This is a genomic window from Diaphorobacter sp., assembly GCF_050251835.1.
Classification (GTDB): Bacteria; Pseudomonadota; Gammaproteobacteria; order Burkholderiales; family Burkholderiaceae_C; genus JBFXIE01.
The window spans coordinates 15,468-32,114 of sequence record NZ_JBFWLZ010000018.1; the positions used below are offsets into that span (position 1 = coordinate 15,468).

The 16,647-nt window shown below is 67.2% G+C and carries 9 protein-coding genes; 2 read left to right on the forward strand and 7 right to left on the reverse strand.

Translation table 11 applies throughout. The features are described from left to right. Positions 1 to 363 (forward strand): NUDIX domain-containing protein (locus AB7E35_RS08230; protein ID WP_428167391.1); only part of this gene is annotated, 363 nt, incomplete at its 5' end. Positions 364 to 378: 15 nt separating this feature from the next. Here the strand turns inward: AB7E35_RS08230 and AB7E35_RS08235 are convergent. From AB7E35_RS08235 to smc, 6 genes are all read right to left on the reverse strand, one after another. Beyond that, the gene (locus AB7E35_RS08235) at positions 379 to 1,500 is read right to left on the reverse strand and encodes an MFS transporter (protein ID WP_428167392.1); all 1,122 of its coding nucleotides are present in this window, start codon (positions 1,498 to 1,500) and stop codon (positions 379 to 381) included. 117 nt (positions 1,501 to 1,617) lie between these two features. Further along, a complete protein-coding gene (locus tag AB7E35_RS08240; protein ID WP_428167393.1) occupies positions 1,618 to 4,098 on the reverse strand; it encodes a transglycosylase domain-containing protein in 2,481 nt (826 codons plus the stop codon). Between the two features lie 105 nt (positions 4,099 to 4,203). Continuing rightward, positions 4,204 to 5,154, reverse strand: coding sequence for a patatin-like phospholipase family protein (locus AB7E35_RS08245; protein ID WP_428162481.1), 951 nt, complete (start codon positions 5,152 to 5,154; stop codon positions 4,204 to 4,206). Then, on the reverse strand, positions 5,155 to 7,347 hold the full coding sequence (ligA, locus tag AB7E35_RS08250; protein WP_428162511.1) for an NAD-dependent DNA ligase LigA: 2,193 nt from the start codon (positions 7,345 to 7,347) through the stop codon (positions 5,155 to 5,157). It abuts the gene before it with no gap. Between the two features lie 168 nt (positions 7,348 to 7,515). Continuing rightward, the gene (locus AB7E35_RS08255) at positions 7,516 to 8,613 is read right to left on the reverse strand and encodes a cell division protein FtsZ (protein WP_428162482.1); all 1,098 of its coding nucleotides are present in this window, start codon (positions 8,611 to 8,613) and stop codon (positions 7,516 to 7,518) included. Between the two features lie 18 nt (positions 8,614 to 8,631). Further along, a complete protein-coding gene (gene smc, locus AB7E35_RS08260; protein WP_428167394.1) occupies positions 8,632 to 12,156 on the reverse strand; it encodes a chromosome segregation protein SMC in 3,525 nt (1,174 codons plus the stop codon). Between the two features lie 288 nt (positions 12,157 to 12,444). On the opposite strand from smc, the gene AB7E35_RS08265 reads away from it, so the two are divergent. Further along, complete coding sequence (locus tag AB7E35_RS08265) at positions 12,445 to 13,116, forward strand: cistern family PEP-CTERM protein (RefSeq protein WP_428162484.1); 672 nt, start codon at positions 12,445 to 12,447, stop codon at positions 13,114 to 13,116. A 199-nt stretch (positions 13,117 to 13,315) separates the two neighbouring features. On the opposite strand, the gene AB7E35_RS08270 is transcribed toward AB7E35_RS08265, so the two are convergent. Next, on the reverse strand, positions 13,316 to 16,480 hold the full coding sequence (locus tag AB7E35_RS08270; protein ID WP_428167395.1) for a bifunctional diguanylate cyclase/phosphodiesterase: 3,165 nt from the start codon (positions 16,478 to 16,480) through the stop codon (positions 13,316 to 13,318). Between the last annotated feature and the right edge of the window lie 167 nt (positions 16,481 to 16,647).

Consider the following 16,647-nt stretch of genomic DNA (forward strand, 5'->3'; position numbering starts at 1 on the left):
CGCAACATCGAGCCGCGCCGGGGCAAGTGGACGCTGCCCGCGGGCTTCATGGAGCTGAACGAGACCACCAGCGAGGGCGCGGCGCGCGAGACTGACGAGGAAGCCGGTGCCCAGATCCAGATGGGCCCGCTGTTTTCGCTGCTCAACGTGCCGCAAGTCGGCCAGGTTCACATCTTCTACCTGGCCACGCTGCTCAGCGACCGCTTTGACCCCGGCCACGAGACCATGGAAGCGCGTCTGTTCACCGAGGAAGAAATCCCCTGGGACGAGCTGTCGTTTCGCACCGTCAAGCACACGCTGGAGCGCTTCTTTGCCGACCGCCGCGCCGGGCGCTTCGGCCTGCACAGCATCGACCTCACCTGAGCGTGGGCTAAACGCCTAACCCGCCGGGGCACGCCGCAGGCCCAGCCCCAGCAGACACAGCAGCGCAAACGCCGCGCCCGCCCAGAAGGTGGCTTGCGGGCCCACCGTATCCCACAGCAGCCCGGCCACCACGCTGGCCGCCAGCATGGCCAGGCCGCTGGCCAGGTGGAACACGCCGTAGGCCGTGCCGCGCAGGTCGGGCGGCGTGGCGTCGGCCACCATGGTGGCCAACAGGCCCTGCGTCATGCCCATGTGAATGCCCCATACGGCCACGCCCGCGATCACCACGCTCCAGTGCTGGGCCGTGGCTAGCAATACGTCAGCCACGATCAGCACCACCAGGCCCCAGGCCAGCAGCTGCCTGTGCCCCATGCGGTCCGACAGCTTGCCAAACGGATAGGCGGCGGCGGCATAGACCATATTCATGGCCACCATGACCAGCGGCACCAGCGCCATGGCAATGCCGATCTGCTGGGCGCGCAGCACCAGAAATGCCTCACTGAAACGCGCCAGCGTGAACACGGCGCCCACGGCCACCACCCACCAGTACACCGGCCCCAGACGGCGGATGTTCTCGCGCCGTATGGGGTTGGTGCGGCGCGTGCCTTCGCGCTGCTGGGGCTCGCGCACGCCCAGGGCCAGCACCGCCACCGCCAGCAGGCCCGGCACCACGGCCACCCAGAACACGGCGCGAAAGTCGCCTGCCCACAGCAGCATCAGGCCCGCGGCCAGCAAAGGCCCGACAAAGGCGCCTACCGTATCCAGCGACTGGCGCAGCCCGAAGGCGGCGCCGCGCACCTCGGGCGGGGTCACGTCGGCCACCAGCGCATCGCGCGGTGCGCCACGTATGCCCTTGCCCACGCGGTCGATGAGGCGCGCCGCCACGATCAGGCCCGCACCCTGCGCCACGGCAAACAGTGGCTTGGTAAAGGCCCCCAGCGCATAGCCCAGCAGCGCCAGGCCCTTGCGCCGACCCAGGTAGTCGCTAAGCGTGCCCGAAAACACCTTGACGATCAGCGCCGTGGCCTCGGCCAGGCCTTCGATGAACCCCACCACCAGCACCGACATGCCCAGCGCCCCCACCATGAACATGGGCAGCAAGCTGTGGATCATCTCGGAAGAGATGTCCATCAGCATGCTGACGAGGCCCAGCGCCCAGACGGCTGGCGGTATGCTCGGTGGAACTGGCGATGAGGGCGATGGCTGTGGCGTGTGGGGTGTTGGCATCGAGCGGCGACCGGATCAGCAGAGTTATCAGCGAGTTTCGCTGAAAACCGGCGTACCGTCCTGCGGCAGCGGCGCCACCGCATCGGGCTCCGGGGCCTGCGGCTCATTCACCCACACGGGCGGCTGCGCTGGCTGCGGGGCGCGCGGCATGACCTGCTGCAGGGGCACCAGCGGCGCTTCGGTGATCTCCGGGCGGCTCTCGGGCGACGGATTGCCCGCCTGCGACGAAGACTCTGGCAACGGCGCAGCATCCTGCGGCGCGGGCTGCGCGACAGGCGGCACCGATGGCCGGGGCGCTGGCGCGCCCGCCGGGCCGGCCTGCTCACCCGTGGGGCGGCCAAACAGGTCATAGACCCAGTTGCGCAGCGTGCCAGTGGCCGTGGCGATCCAGGAGCTTTCTTCCTCGTCGATGAACCGCTCGCCCGCGTCGATGAGCTTGCCGCGCAGTGCCTGGCGGAACACCTCGCCCACCATGGGCAGCGCGCTGTGCGCGCCCTGCCCCCAGTAGTCGCTGCGCAGCGTGATGCGCCCGTCATTGAAGCCCGCCCAGGCGCCGGCCACCAGCTGCGGATGCATCAGGATGAACCAGCCATCGGTGTTGTCCTGCGTGGTGCCGGTCTTGCCCGCCACGTCGGCCGTGATGCCGTAGCGGCTGCGTATGGCCCGGCCCGTGCCCTGGTCCACTGCGCCGCGCAGGGCGTCGCGCAGTTGCTGGGCAGCGGTGATGCCCAGCGCGCGCTCGGGCGATGCGGGTTTGAACTCCTCCAGCAGCTTGCCGTGCTTGTCCTCGATGCGCGTGATCACCCGGGGTGCCAGGTAGCGCCCGCCGTTGGCGATGGTGCCGTAGGCGGCCACCATCTCCTTGAGCGTGACCGGGCTGGTGCCCAGGGCCAGTGCGGGCACGGCATCGAGCTCGGATTCGCGCACGCCCATGGCGCGGGCCAGCTGCGCCACGCGCGCTGGCCCCACTTTGTGCATCAGCTGCGCGGTGATGGTGTTCTTGGAGTACGCCAGCCCGTCGCGCAGCGTCATGGGCTCCTCGCTGGGTGGCGTGCGGCCGTCCGTGGGGCGCCAGACTTGCTTGCCGCCCAGGGGGATTTCGACGGCCGTGTCCAGCAAGGTGTCGGTGGGCTGCAAGCCCATGGCAAAGGCCGCGCCGTACACAAAGGGCTTGAAGGTGGAGCCGGGCTGGCGGCGCGCGGCCTGCACATGGTCGAAGGGGTCGCTTGAATAGTCGCGGCTGCCCACCCAGGCCAGCACTGCGCCGCTGCGCGGGTCCATGGCCATGAAGCCTGCCTGCACGCGGGTCTTGGACTGGCGCAGCTGGCGCAAAAAGTCTCTGTCCTCCAGCAGTTCGCGCAGCGCGTCGCCCGGCGCAGCGCCCGCGGCCACGGCTTTTTCGTACTGCGGGGATTCGCGCACCAGCTGCTGCACCAGCGCGCTCTTGTCCCCCCAGGCGCTGCGCGGCGCCCAGGCGCCATCGGCCACGCCCTGCAACGCCCTGCCCTGCTGCTGCACGGCCTGATTGGCCATTTCCTGCAGGCGCGCGTCGATGGTGGTGCGGATCACCAGCCCGTCAGAGTACAGGCTGTAGCCGTTGCGGTCGGCCCAGTCGATGAGCTGGCGGCGAAGCTGCTGCGCCAGGTGCGGGGCCAGGCCAGCCACCTCGGACTGGCGCTCGAAGCGGATGCGCAGCGGCCGCTTGATCAGCCGCTCGTACTCGGCCTGCGACAGCTTGCCGCGCTTGGCCATCTGCGCCAGCACGGTGTTGCGCCTGGCTTGGGCGCGCTCGGGGTTGAGCACCGGGTTGTAGTAGGCCGTGCCCTTGAGCATGCCGATCAGCGTGGCGCTTTCCAGCACGTTGAGCTTGTCGGCCGATTTGTCGAAATACGTGCGCGCCGCCATCTCGATGCCGTAGGCGTTGTAGAGAAAGGGCACCGTGTTCAGGTAGGTCTCCAGGATCTCGTCCTTGGAGTACAGCGCCTCGATCTTCAGCGCGGTGATGGCCTCCTTGATCTTGCGCGTGAGCGTGGGCGCGCGGCCGATGTCCTCGGGGTAGAGGTTGCGCGCCAGTTGCTGGGTGATGGTGGAGCCGCCCTGCCGGTCGCCGCCCACAGTGCGCACCACAGCCGACAGCGTGCGCCGCCAGTCCAACCCGAAGTGGTCGTAAAAACGGTGGTCCTCGGTGGCGATCAGCGCATCGACCACCGGCGGGGCTATGGATTCCAGCGCCACCCACTCGCGGTTCACCCAGCGGTATTCGGCCAGCAGTCGCCCGTCGGCAGAGACCAGCTGCGCGGGCTGGTCGCTCTTGGCCTTGCGAATGTCGCTGATGGCGGGCGTGAACGGCACCAGCGCCAGCACGTACAGCACGCCGGCCAGCGCCAGCGCGCCCAGCAGCCACACCAGGCCGTGGGCGGATATCCAGCGCTCGGGGCGGCGTGCCAGCTTTGCCAATGCGGGCCGCAGCACGGCCCAGCGGGCATGCAGGGATGCGAAGACAGTCATAAAAATTCAGGTAAAAAATGCCTGCAGAGCCCGTTTGTCAGGCGCCAGCAGCTACACATACAGGAGCAATTGAACAGCTCATCGCGCGCACCACAAGCCGCGACATCAGCCCATGAACCGCCGCAGCTGGGGCAAGCTGGCCTGGGCGGCGCGGCGACCCTCGGCAATGGCCTCATCGGCGCGGTGAAAGTCCAGCAGGCCCAGTTGCGCCAGGCGCGGGGCAATCACCACCTCGGGCGGGTCGCCAGCCATGCGGCTGCGTGTGATGCGCATCTGCATGATGTTGACACTGGTCATCACCACGTCCAGCACCGACGGCCTGGGCGGCGGTGCCTCGCCGCTGGCGGGCGCCCAGAACTTCAGGCGGCGCATCCAGTCACCGTTGCGGGCGAGTTCGATCGCGGGTTCGGGCGGAAGTTCTGCCACTGCGCCCTGCGCCCGCTGCGCCTCCGGCTCACGCATCAGCGCCAGCGGATACATGTGGCGGTGCACGATGTCAGAGTTCAAATCCACGGCAATGACGATGTCTGCCCCCATCGCCCGCGCCAGCGACGCGGGCACCGGGTTGACCAGCCCGCCATCGACCAGCAGCCGCCCGTCGCCCGTCGCCACCGGCGTGAACAGCCCCGGCAGCGCGATGGACGCGCGCACCGCATCGGCAATCGAGCCTTCGCGCAGCCAGACCTCGGCGCCAGAGTGCAGGTCGGTGGCCACCGCGCCAAAAGGCAGGGGCGACGACTCGATGTCAAAGTCGGCAAAGTTGCGTCGCCAGAAGGCAATCAGCTTATCGCCCTTGAGCATGCCGCCCGCCAGGTTGAAGTCCATGAAACCAAACACGTCGCGCAGGCCCAGGCTTAGCACCCAGTCGGCAAAACGCTCCAGCTCGCCCGCCGCGTAGGCCGCACCCACCAGCGCGCCGATGGACGAGCCGCACACCACGTCCAGCCGCACGCCTTCTTCGCGCAGCGCCTGCAGCACGCCAATATGCGCCCAGCCACGCGCAGAGCCGCTGCCCAGCGCCAGGCCCAGCCGCGGGGTGCGGCGGGTCAGTGCCATCTAGGTACCGCCCTCTTGCACACGATGGGGCTGCGTGCCCTGCAGCAGCGCCTGCAGACCGTCCTCATCCAGCACGGGCACGCCCAGCTCCTGGGCCTTGGCCAGCTTGCTGCCCGCGTCAAAGCCGGCCACGACGTAGCTGGTTTTCTTGCTGACCGACCCGGCCACCTTGGCGCCCGCGGCTTCCAGCAGGTCTTTGGCCTGGTCGCGGCTCAGGGTGGGCAGCGTGCCGGTCAGCACCACGGTCATGCCGGCCAGCGGCAGGGCGGCCGCGGCGGCGGGGGCGCTTTCGTCCCAGGTGACGCCGCAGGCGCGCAGTTGCTCGACCACCTCGCGGTTGTGCGGCTGGGCAAAGAAGGTGTGGATGGCCTGCGCCACCACGGGGCCCACGTCGTTGACCTGCAGCAGCTGGTCCGCGCTGGCGTCCATGATGGCATCCAGCGTGCCGAAGTGGCGCGCCAGGTCTTTGGCGGTGGCCTCGCCCACATGGCGGATACCCAGCCCGAACAGAAAGCGCGCCAGCGTGGTCTGCTTGGATTTTTGTAGCGCATCCAGCACGTTCTGCGCGGACTTCTCGGCCATCCGGTCCAGCTGCGCCAGACTGGACAGCCTTAGCCGGTACAGGTCGGGCAGCGTGCGGATCACATGGCCGTCGATCAGCTGGTCCACCAGCTTCTCGCCCAGGCCCTCGATGTCCAGGGCGCGGCGCTGGGCAAAGTGCAGCACGGCCTGTTTGCGCTGCGCGGGGCAAAACAGCCCGCCCGAGCAGCGGTGGTTGACCTCGCCCGGCTCGCGCACCACGGCGCTGCCGCAAATGGGGCACTGGCGCGGCATGCGGAAGTTGGGCACGTAGGCAGATCGTGGCTGGGGCTGCGGCACCACGCCCACCACCTCGGGAATCACGTCGCCGGCGCGGCGCACGATCACCTGGTCGCCCACGCGCAGCTTTTTGCGGCGCAGCTCGAACAGGTTGTGCAGTGTGGCATTGGTGACCGTGACGCCGCCCACGAACACCGGCGCCAGCCGCGCCACGGGGGTCAGCTTGCCGGTGCGGCCCACCTGCACGTCGATACCCTCCACGTGCGTGACCATCTCCTGCGCCGGATACTTGTGCGCCACCGCCCAGCGCGGCTCGCGCGTGACAAAACCCAGTTGCGCCTGAAGCGCCAGGCTGTTGACCTTATAGACGACGCCGTCGATGTCGTAGGGCAGCGCATCGCGCTGGGCGCCGATGCGCTGGTGAAACGCTATTAGTTCAATAGCGCCTTGCGCAATCTGCACCTGCTCTGCAACCGGAAATCCCCATTTCTTCAGTTGTTGCAGCGCCTCGAAGTGGGTGGCAAACGCGGGGCCGCCCTGATCGGCGGGCGTGACATCGCCCAGGCCGTAGGCAAAGAACGACAGCGGTCGCTGCGCGGTGATGCCCGAGTCCAGCTGGCGCACCGCGCCCGCGGCGGCGTTGCGCGGGTTGACGAAAGTTTTGGCACCCGCCTCGCGCTGGCGCTCGTTCAGCAGCTCGAAGTCCGCGCGGCGCATATAAACCTCGCCGCGCACCTCCAGCACCGGGGGCACGCCCTCGGGCAGGCTGAGCGGAATCTGGCGGATGGTGCGGATGTTGTGCGTCACGTCCTCGCCCACCTCGCCGTCGCCGCGGGTGGCGGCCTGCACCAGGCGCCCGTGCTCGTAGCGCAGGCTCATGGCCAGCCCGTCAAACTTGGGCTCGGCGACGTACTCGATGGTTGCCCCGGCCACGACTTTCAACGCTTCTTCACCCAACGGCTCCGCGCGGTATCGCGCATCGCCAGGTTTGAGTTGCGTGCGACGCAGCTCACCAGCGAAGAAGTTACGGATCTGCGACTCGAATTTTTCTGCGCCTGCCTGGGTCGTATCCGTTTCCGTACTGATGCTGAGCATGGGCACGCGGTGGCGCACCGGGGCCAGGCCGTCCAGCACCGCGCCCAGCACACGCTGCGTGGGCGAGTCGGGCGTCACCAGCTCCGGGTAGGCGCCCTCCAGCGCCTGCAGTTGCTGAAACACCCGGTCGTACTCGGCATCGGGCACGCTGGGGGCGTCTTGCACGTAATACTCGTGAGCCCAGCGGTTCAGCTGGTCGCGCAGTGCTTTGATTTTTGTAGCTGCCAGCGCTTGCCCACCGGGCGCTGGAGCCGAAAAAAGGGCCAAGTTTTCGGTCATTTCAAACTTCATGGAACTGCGCGTTACCAGTGGCGCATGAGACTGACATGGCCCAGGCCAGGGCTCCCGCGCAAGGGCCGCCCCGCCGCACCGGGAGCGTCCTCCCTCCCCAATCGTGCAGCGATTGGAGAGAGGGGGGAAGGCGCGAAGCGACGCAGGGGGGTGTCCTCAACTAAACAGCCGCCGCGCCAGCACCGAGCCAGCAGGCAGGTCGCGGCTATCGAGCTTGTCGTACAGCTGCTCCAGGTCGGCGGCGATGGGGTCCATGGCCATGGCGGGCAGTGGCGTGCCGTTTTGGTCGCACAACACACCGTCCATGACCTGGCCCAGCGCGGCGGCGATCTCGCGCAGGCGCGCAAAGGGCTGCTGCGCGCGGTGCACCAGGGGCACGTCCAGGCTGAGCATGATGTCGCGTACCGCGGACTGCTCGGGGTCGTCGGACATGGCGGCCTGCGAGTCGTAGCTCAGCGTCAGCACCGGGGGCAGTCCGGCCTCGCCCGCGGGCAGCACCAGGCGCCCCGGAATCGCGCCGGCCACCAGCCCCAGCCGCGCGGCGTTTTGCTGCACGTAGCCAGGGCTCCACGCAGCCTGGCGCGCGCGCAGCAAAAACGACAGTTGCGCGTCATGCTCGCTGGCAAACTGATCCAGCTCGCGGGCGCGGGCCACCTCGTGCAGCATGTCCGGAAAGTCGGGCATGGCGTTGATGGCGTCGGCAAAGCCCTGGGCCTTCATGACGAATTCTGAAAACTCGATCTCGTTGAGCGCGCCCAGCCGGTTGGCCAGTTGCACGCCGGCCTGAAACTGCCGATAGCGCTGGCCGGGCTGGGGCGTTTCCCATTGCTGTGTGGCTTCGTTGAAACCCTCGATGGCAAACGGCTTGCTGCCTGCGCGGCGCGTGGGCGGCAAGGCCGCCAGGGCGGCGTCGCCCGACACCTGCTGCTCGGCAGCGATGGGGACGATGGCGTCGATCAGCGGGTCCAGCCCGCCGCGGCGCTCCGCCGGGGGCACGGGCAGCTGCAGCGCATCGCGCAGGTCCACGGCATGGCCGTCGAAGGCGGGTTCAGTGTCGTCTGCGCTGGCGGGCAGGCCCAGGGCCGCGCCGTCAAAGTCCGGCTCCAGGCGCGCCAGGGGCTCTGGCGCGGCGCCGGGCTCGGGCGGCAGGGCGCGCTTGGGCGCGTTGCGGTGGGTGATCCAGGCGTTGTAGCCCAGCACGGCGACCAGCACCAGCGCGCCAGAGATGAGAAGTCCTAGTTGAAAGTTGCTCATGGTGAATCAATCGGTGGATCAGGCCTCGGCCATGGTCAGCGCGGACTCCATGTCCACGGCCACGATGCGTGATACGCCCTGCTCTTGCATGGTGACGCCGATCAGCTGCTCGGCCATTTCCATGGCGATTTTGTTGTGGCTGATGAATAAAAACTGCGTGCCCTTGGACATGCTGGACACCAGCTTGGCATAACGCTCGGTGTTGGCATCGTCCAGCGGCGCGTCCACCTCGTCCAGCAGACAGAACGGCGCAGGGTTGAGCTGGAAGATGGCAAACACCAGTGCAATCGCGGTCAGGGCTTTTTCGCCGCCCGACAGCAGGTGGATGGTCTGGTTCTTTTTGCCCGGCGGCTGGGCCATGACCTGCACGCCGGAGTCCAGAATTTCGTCGCCCGTCATGATCAGCCGCGCCTGCCCGCCGCCGAACAGCTCGGGAAACATGCGGCCAAAGTGCGCGTTGACGGTCTCGAAGGTGCCTGACAGCAGGGTGCGCGTTTCGCCGTCGATCTTGCGGATGGCGTCTTCCAGCGTGGTCATGGCCAGCGTCAGGTCTTCGGTCTGCGCGTCCAGAAAGCCTTTGCGCTCGCGCGCCAGCTGCAGTTCTTCCAGCGCCGCCAGGTTGACGGCGCCCAGCGCGGTGATCTCGCGGTGCAGGCGGTCAATCTCGCCTTGCAGACCGCCCACGCGCACGCCGCCCTCCTGGATGGATCGCTCGACGGCCTCCAGATCGGCCTGCGCGTCCTGCAGCAGCGTGCCGTACTGCTCCAGGCCCAGGCGCGCGGCCTGCTCCTTGAGCTGAAACTCGGTGATGCGCGCGCGCAGAGGCTCCAGCGTGCGTTCGTGCTGCATGCGCAGCTCGTCGCTGGCGCGCAGGCGCGCCGTCAGGTCGTCATATTGGCTGCGCTGGGCGGCCAGGTCTTTCTCGCGCTCGATCTTCAGCTCCAGCGCCTGCTGCAGGCCGCCTTGCGCGGCAGCGTCGGACAGGCGAGACAGTTCGTCTTGCGCGCGCTGGCGTTCATCGTGCAGCGTGCGTGCCTGGCTGGCGGCGGTGTCCAGGGTGCGTGCCAGCTCGGTGCGGCGCGCCTGCAGGCTGCGCTGGGAAAACTGCGCCTCTTGCGCCTGGCGCTCCAGGGTGCGCTGCTGCTCGCGGCATTCCGACAGGCGGCGCTCGGCCTTGATCACGCGGTCGCCCAGCTGAGCGTGGCGCTCCTGGCTGTCGGCCAGCTGCATGTCCAGTTCTTCAAAACGCGCCTCGGCGGTGGCGCGGCGCTCGTGCAGCTCGTCCAGCTGCGCCTGCACCTCGGCCAGGTCGGCGCCAATTTGTTCACTGCGCGAGCGCGTCTGCTCGGCCAGCTGCGACAGGCGCAGCGTCTCCACCTGCAACTCGTGCGCGCGGCCCTGGGCCTCGCTGGCCTCACGGCGCACGACCACCAGGCGCTGCGTGGCGTCGGCATACAGGCTTTCGGCCCGCACCAGCGCCGTGCGCGCTTCTTCGGCAATCAGCACCTGGGCACGCAGTTCTTTTTCGAGGTGTTCAATCTCCTGGGCGCGGGCCAGCAGGCCGGACTGTTCGGAGTCCTGCGCATAAAAGCTGACGCTGTGCGCGCTGACGGCGTGCCCCTCGGGCACATGAATCACTTCGCCCGGCTGCAGCTGCGCGCGGCGGTTCAGCGCATCGTCCAGCGTCTGCGCGGTGTAGCAGCCCTGCAGCCAGTCCACCAGCACCGCGCGCAGCCCGGCGTCTGACACGCGCAGCAGGTCAGACAGGCGCTGCTGCCCTGCGGGCCCATCGGGCGCGGGCGCTGGTGCCGTGCTGTAGAACGCCAGCCGCGCGGGTGGCGCGTCCTGCCCGCCGGCGCCCAGAAAGCCGCGCACCATGTCCAGACGCCCCACGGGCAGCGCGGCCAGGCGCTCGCGCAGCGCGGCCTCCAGGGCGTTTTCCCAGCCGGGCTCGATATGGATGCGACTCCACAGGCCCTGCAGCCCGTCCAGCCCGTGCCTGGCCAGCCAGGGCTGGAGTTTGCCGTCCACCTTCACTTTTTCTTGCAGCGCCTTCAGTGCCTGCAGCCGCGCGGACAGGTCGGCCTGGCGGGCGCCTTCGTGGTTCACGGCCTGCTGGCGCGCGCGGCGGTCCTCGTCCAGCTGGGGCACGTTGCCTTGCAGATCGGCCAGGCGCGCTTCGGCCACCTCGGCGCCCTCCTCGGCCTGCTGCAGCTGTTGGCGCAGATTGGCCAGGCGGGCCTCGTCGGGCGCAGCCAGCGCGTTGCGGTCTGCGCGCAGGCGCTCCAGGCGTGTCTGCAACTGGCGGCTTTGCTCATCCAGGCTGCGCTGCTCTGCGGCCAGCACCTGAATTTGCTGCTGCACCTGCACCACGGCGGCGCGCTGCTCGTCGCTGCGCTGCTGGCTTTGGCGCAGGGCGTCTTCCAGGTCGGGCAGGCGCGCGGCCTGCTCTTCGACTTGCGCGGCCAGAATCTCGGCCTGCTCTTCGGCATTCATGCCGGCGCCCTCAATGCCCTCCAGCTCGGCCTCGGCCTCTTCCTTGCGGGCGGACCACTGGGCAATCTGCTCGGCCAGCTGCACCAGGCGCAGCTCCACCCGCTGGCGGCCTTCGACCACGTAACGGATTTCGGCCTCCAGCTTGCCGACCTCGGCCGTGGCTTCGTACAGCTTGCCCTGCGCCTGGTTGACCTTGTCGCCCGCCTCGTAATGCGCCTGGCGGATGGTTTCAAGCTCGGCTTCCACATGGCGCAGGTCGGCCATGCGCGACTCCAGGTCGTTGACGGCCGCCAGCCCCTCAGCACGCACGCGGTTTTGCTCGGCCAGCGCGTCGGCGCGCTTCAAAAACCACAGCTGGTGCTGCTTGAGGGTCACCTGGGACTGCAGCGCGTTGTAGCGTGCTGCCACCTCGGCCTGCTTTTCGAGTCGCTCCAGGTTGGTGTTCAGCTCGCGCAGGATGTCCTCGACGCGGGTGAGGTTCTCGCGCGTGTCGTGCAGGCGGTTTTCAGTCTCGCGCCGGCGCTCTTTGTATTTGGAGACGCCCGCGGCCTCTTCGAGGAAAAGGCGCAGTTCTTCCGGACGGCTTTCAATGATGCGGCTGATGGTGCCCTGGCCGATGATGGCGTAGGCGCGCGGCCCCAGTCCGGTACCCAGGAACACGTCCTGCACGTCGCGCCGGCGCACCGGCTGGTTGTTGATGAAGTAGCTGCTGCTGCCGTCGCGCGTCAGCACGCGCTTGACGGCAATCTCGGTGAACTGGCTCCACTGCCCGCCCGCGCGGTGGTCGCTGTTGTCGAACGTCAGCTCCACGCTGGCGCGGCTGGCGGGCTTGCGGCTGGTGGTGCCGTTGAAGATCACGTCCTGCATGGACTCGCCGCGCAGCTCACTGGCCTTGCTCTCGCCCAGCACCCAGCGCACGGCATCCATGATGTTGGACTTGCCGCAGCCGTTCGGCCCCACCACGCCCACAAGCTGGCCTGGGAGCACGAAATTGGTGGGCTCGGCAAAGGACTTGAAGCCGGCGAGTTTGATCGAGTTGAGACGCACGAATTACCTGTAACACCTTGCCGATGGCGTGCCGGCAGTCGAGGGCGTGAATGTTACCCGAGGCGGCTGGCCCCGCATGACGCCGGTGGCTACGCCGCCCGCCCTGGTCATCGCCCCGTGCAAAGAACGACCCGCAGGTGTCGATATTTTTGACAACTGACCTGGCAATCATTCAACTCAGGTTTGCAACAGCTTGATTTAGATGGATACGGCTTGTTTGGCACACATCGTGCTTGCATTTGGTGCAACATATTTTTTGCAATCTGCACCTGCCTGAAGGGAACCCCCATGCTGTTCAAGAAAAGTACATTGCGCGCCCTGGCCCTGTGCTGCGGTCTGACGGGCATCGGCAGTGCCCATTCGGCGACCATGTTGTTCGACAGTGTGGGCGACATGGGCTCCATCCTGTATGCGACGACCCGTGATGGCGCCACGCTGTCTGCCACGGTGCAGTTCACGCTCAACACGCTGTCGGCCTCGCAGGCCGTCTTCGCGGTGCAGGTTTCCAACAACTCCTTCGGGCCGGGGGCCAACGATTTGAAGTCGTTCGGAATCGACATCGTGAGTCCCACGCTGAACTCTGCGTCGGCCAACAACGGCTGGGATGCCTCGCGCAATGTCACCTTTCCGGCCTTCCAGCAGGTGGATCTTTGCGTCTGGGATGGTTCCAACTGCTCCGGCGGTGGCAACCAGGGTGTTGCCGAAGGCGCGGTCGAATCCTTTTTGCTCACACTGGGCACCGCAGGCAACTTTGTCACCAGCGGGATTGAGTTCACCAGCCCGTACAGCGTGAGGTTTCAAAGCGTTGGCAACAGCGGCAATTCGTTTACGTTTCCCGGCTGCATCGTAGGCACGCCCAATTGCGGCCCCGGGCAGCAGGTGCCCGAGCCTGCCTCTCTCGCCTTGGTAGGCCTGGGCTTGCTGGGCGCCGCGCTGGCCCGCCGCCGCAAGGTGGCGTGACTGCGCATCGCCCGATGGCGTTGTGGGCGTATGGGCTCCCAACTTCGCTGGGATGATGGTATTTTTTACCTCTAGACCTTATAGATAAAGCGCCAGCAGCTATTAATAACGTAGCAATCGCATCGCCCCCGGCATTCCTGCCCCGCCCCGTCGCGCCTGCGAAAGCGGGAGTCCACACCACGGTGATGCCCGGCGATGCTCAGTCGGCGTCGGCCGCAGGTGAGGCGCGCTCCAGCACCAGGGTCTCGAAGTCGCGCGCCCGCAGCGGGGGACTGAGCAGGTAGCCCTGCCAGGCATGGCAGCCGTTGCGCTCCAGGAAGACGCGCTGCTCCTCGGTCTCGACCCCCTCGGCGGTCACCTGCAGCCCCAGGCTGGTGCCCAGCGCAACGATGGTCCGGGCAATGGCCGCGTCATTGGGGTCCGTGAGGACATCACGCACAAAACCCTGGTCGATTTTCAACTCGTGCAGCGGCAGCCGCTTGAGGTAAGCCAGCGACGAATAGCCGGTGCCGAAGTCGTCCAGCGAAAAGCCCACGCCGTAGCCGCGCAGTTGCACCATCTTGGCAATGGTGTCCTCCACGTCCTTCAGCAACATGCCTTCGGTCAGCTCCAGGCGCAGCTGGCGGGCCTCGGCTCCGGTGCCAGCCAGCGCCGCCAGCACCTGCGGCACGAAGATCGCCTCGTGAAATTGCCGCGGGCTGACGTTGACGGCTACCGACAGCCTGCCTAGCACGGGGTGTTCGCTCCATTGCGCCAGTTGCTGGCAGGCGGCGCGCAGCACCCACTCGCCCAGGCGCAGGATCAGGCCGGATTGCTCGGCCAGCGGGATGAATTGTGAGGGTGCTATGAAGCCTCTGTCGGGGTGGCGCCATCGGATCAGCGCCTCGGCCCCCGTCACGCGTCCGTGCACCACCTTGGGCTGGTAGAACAGCTCGAACTGCTCTTTCTCCAGGCCAGTGCGCATGTCTGCCTCCAGCGCCACGCGCTGCGAGACCACCGCCTGCATCTGCGGATCGAAAAAGCGCAGGGTGTCACGACCCGCGCCCTTGGCCTCGTACATGGCCAGATCGCTGCGCTTGAGGAGTTCGTCGGCCGATTCCTGCTGTCCCTGAAAGAGTGTGATGCCCACGCTGAGCGTGGTGTGGCACGGCTCGCTGCCCTCAAACACAAAGGGCTGGCGCATGGCGGCCAGCATCTTTTGACCCAGGTCTTCGGCATGGGCGGCAGCTTCCTGAAGGTCTGCGCCTAGATCTTCAATAACCACCACGAACTCGTCGCCGCCGTGGCGCGCCAGGGTGTCGCCCTCGGGCATGCAGCTACGCAGGCGCTGCGCCGCGGCGTGCAGCAGGCGGTCACCCATTTCGTGGCCCTGGGTTTCGTTGATGTTCTTGAAATTGTCCAGGTCGAGCATCAGCAGCGCGCCGCAGCTTTGGTGGCGCGCACTGGCGGCCAGTGCCTGCTGCAGGCGGTCCAGCAGCAAGCGGCGATTGGACAGCCCGGTCAGAGGATCGGTGTAGGCCAGGTAGCGCACCTCTTCCTCGGCGGCCTTGCGCTGGCTTTGATCGACCATCGTGACGATGTGCCCACCCTCCAGCAGCATCCCGGACAACTCGATGGTGCGATGCAGACCCGCCTTGCTGGTGATCACGCATTCCAGCGGACGGATGGTGCCATCGGCCTCGGCTCTGGCCGCAGCGCAGCCGGCAAGCCAGGCGTCGCGCACATGCTGGCGCTGCTGCGGATCGGGCATCACCAGACGCCACCAGGCGTCCACGTCCGGCGCCTCTTGCGCGCTGTAGCCGCAAATCTGCACATGGCGATCGTTGCGAAAGACGATGGCGCCGTTCTGTACCAGGTTCACCCCCACCGGCATGTGGTTGAGGATGCTGCGCAGGCGCTGCTCGCTTTGGCGCAGGGCCTGCTCCATGTGCTTGCGTTCGGTGATGTCCTGCACGACGGCAAGGTGCTGCCCGGTTTCGCCGCTCAGGCGCAGCGGGGAGACGCGCAGATCCACCCACAGGGTGCCTCCGTCTTTGCGCCGGTAGCGCTTTTCCAGGCGGTACTCACCCAGTTCGCCGGCCAGCATGCGCTCGAGCTGCATGGTGTCTTCGGCCAGATCCTGCGGATCGGTGATGTCCTGAAAGCGCATCTGCTGCAGCTCAGCCTCGGTGTAGCCCAGCATGTCGCAGAACTTCTGGTTCATGCGCACCAGACGGCCGGTGCGCGAGTCGGTCTGCGCAATGCCCACGGCCGCCTGGTTGAATACGGTGCGAAAGCGTGCCTCGCTCTCACCCAACGCCGTGTCAGCCACTACTACATGACTGAGCGCCCGCGCCCGAAGCAGCAGCAGCAACAGCACCAGTGCCGTCAGCAAGCTGGTCACCACCAGACCGCCCAGCCCCAAAATTCCGGGCAGGCGCTCCTCCTGGGCCGTCAGCAGGCTGTCGATGGGCTGCATCTCCAGACGCCAGACGCGCCCGCCCACGTGGATGTTGCGCTCGTGGCGCAGAGGCCCGTGGGCGCCAGTGTGCTCGTCCAGACTCAAAAAGAGGTAGGTCGGCGTGGGCATGGGGGAGTCCACCGCCCCGATATCTGACATGGCCAAAGACAGCCCGTCCATGAAGCCCTCGCCGCGCAAACCCTGCACGATGTCGTGGATGCGCAGCGTCACGCCAATGGCACCAAGAAAACGCGCCCCATCAGACTGCCCCTGGGCGGCACCGGCATACACCGGCATGCGAAGAATCACGCCAGCGCGTTTCTCGTTGAACTGCACCAGCTCAAAAGGCGCGGAAGCCACCAGCATGCCGCTGTCGTGCGCGCGGTAGATAGCCTCCAGGTTGGCGGGCTGCGAATGAATCTCCAGGCCCGGCACCTGGGCATTGCCCACCAGCGGCCAGACAAAATCGACCACGAAATATTCCTGCCGCTCACGCGGCGGGTGAATGGCAAAGTTGCTTGGCAGACTGCCGTCCAGGTGGGCATCACCGCGGACGTGCGCCTCGAAGGCCTCGCGCTGCGGGCCGGGCACATGGCGGGCAAAGTGGATGTTCTTGATTCCCGGGTGATTGCGCTGCAGCCCCAGTTCGTTAGCCACGCGCTCGAATTCGCTGCGCCGCAGCTGCGGGTTGACGGTCAACAGGCCGCGCATGCCCTGCAGCAGATCGGAATAGGACGCCATGCGCTGCTGCAGCCGTTCGGCAAACACCAGTGTCTTTTGCTCGAACCGCATCTGGGCGATGGACGCCATCGAGTCGTGCTGCTGCTGCCACAGGGCATAACTGGCCACGCAACCCGTCAATGCCACAGCCACACCCGGCATCCAGAACCAGGGCGATGGGCGTGAGACAGCGGATCGGGACATGGGCCGAAAAATACGATCGGGAGAAAGTCGAGTTGGATGAGGCCGCGCCTACACATCACCTACGAGCCGGGCGGCGGGCGCAAGCATAGCGATGTTTGGTGACACCAGGCCCGCAGCGCCTGCATAAAGCACATAGCGTGCCTGAACCTCGGCATTTCATGCTGTCA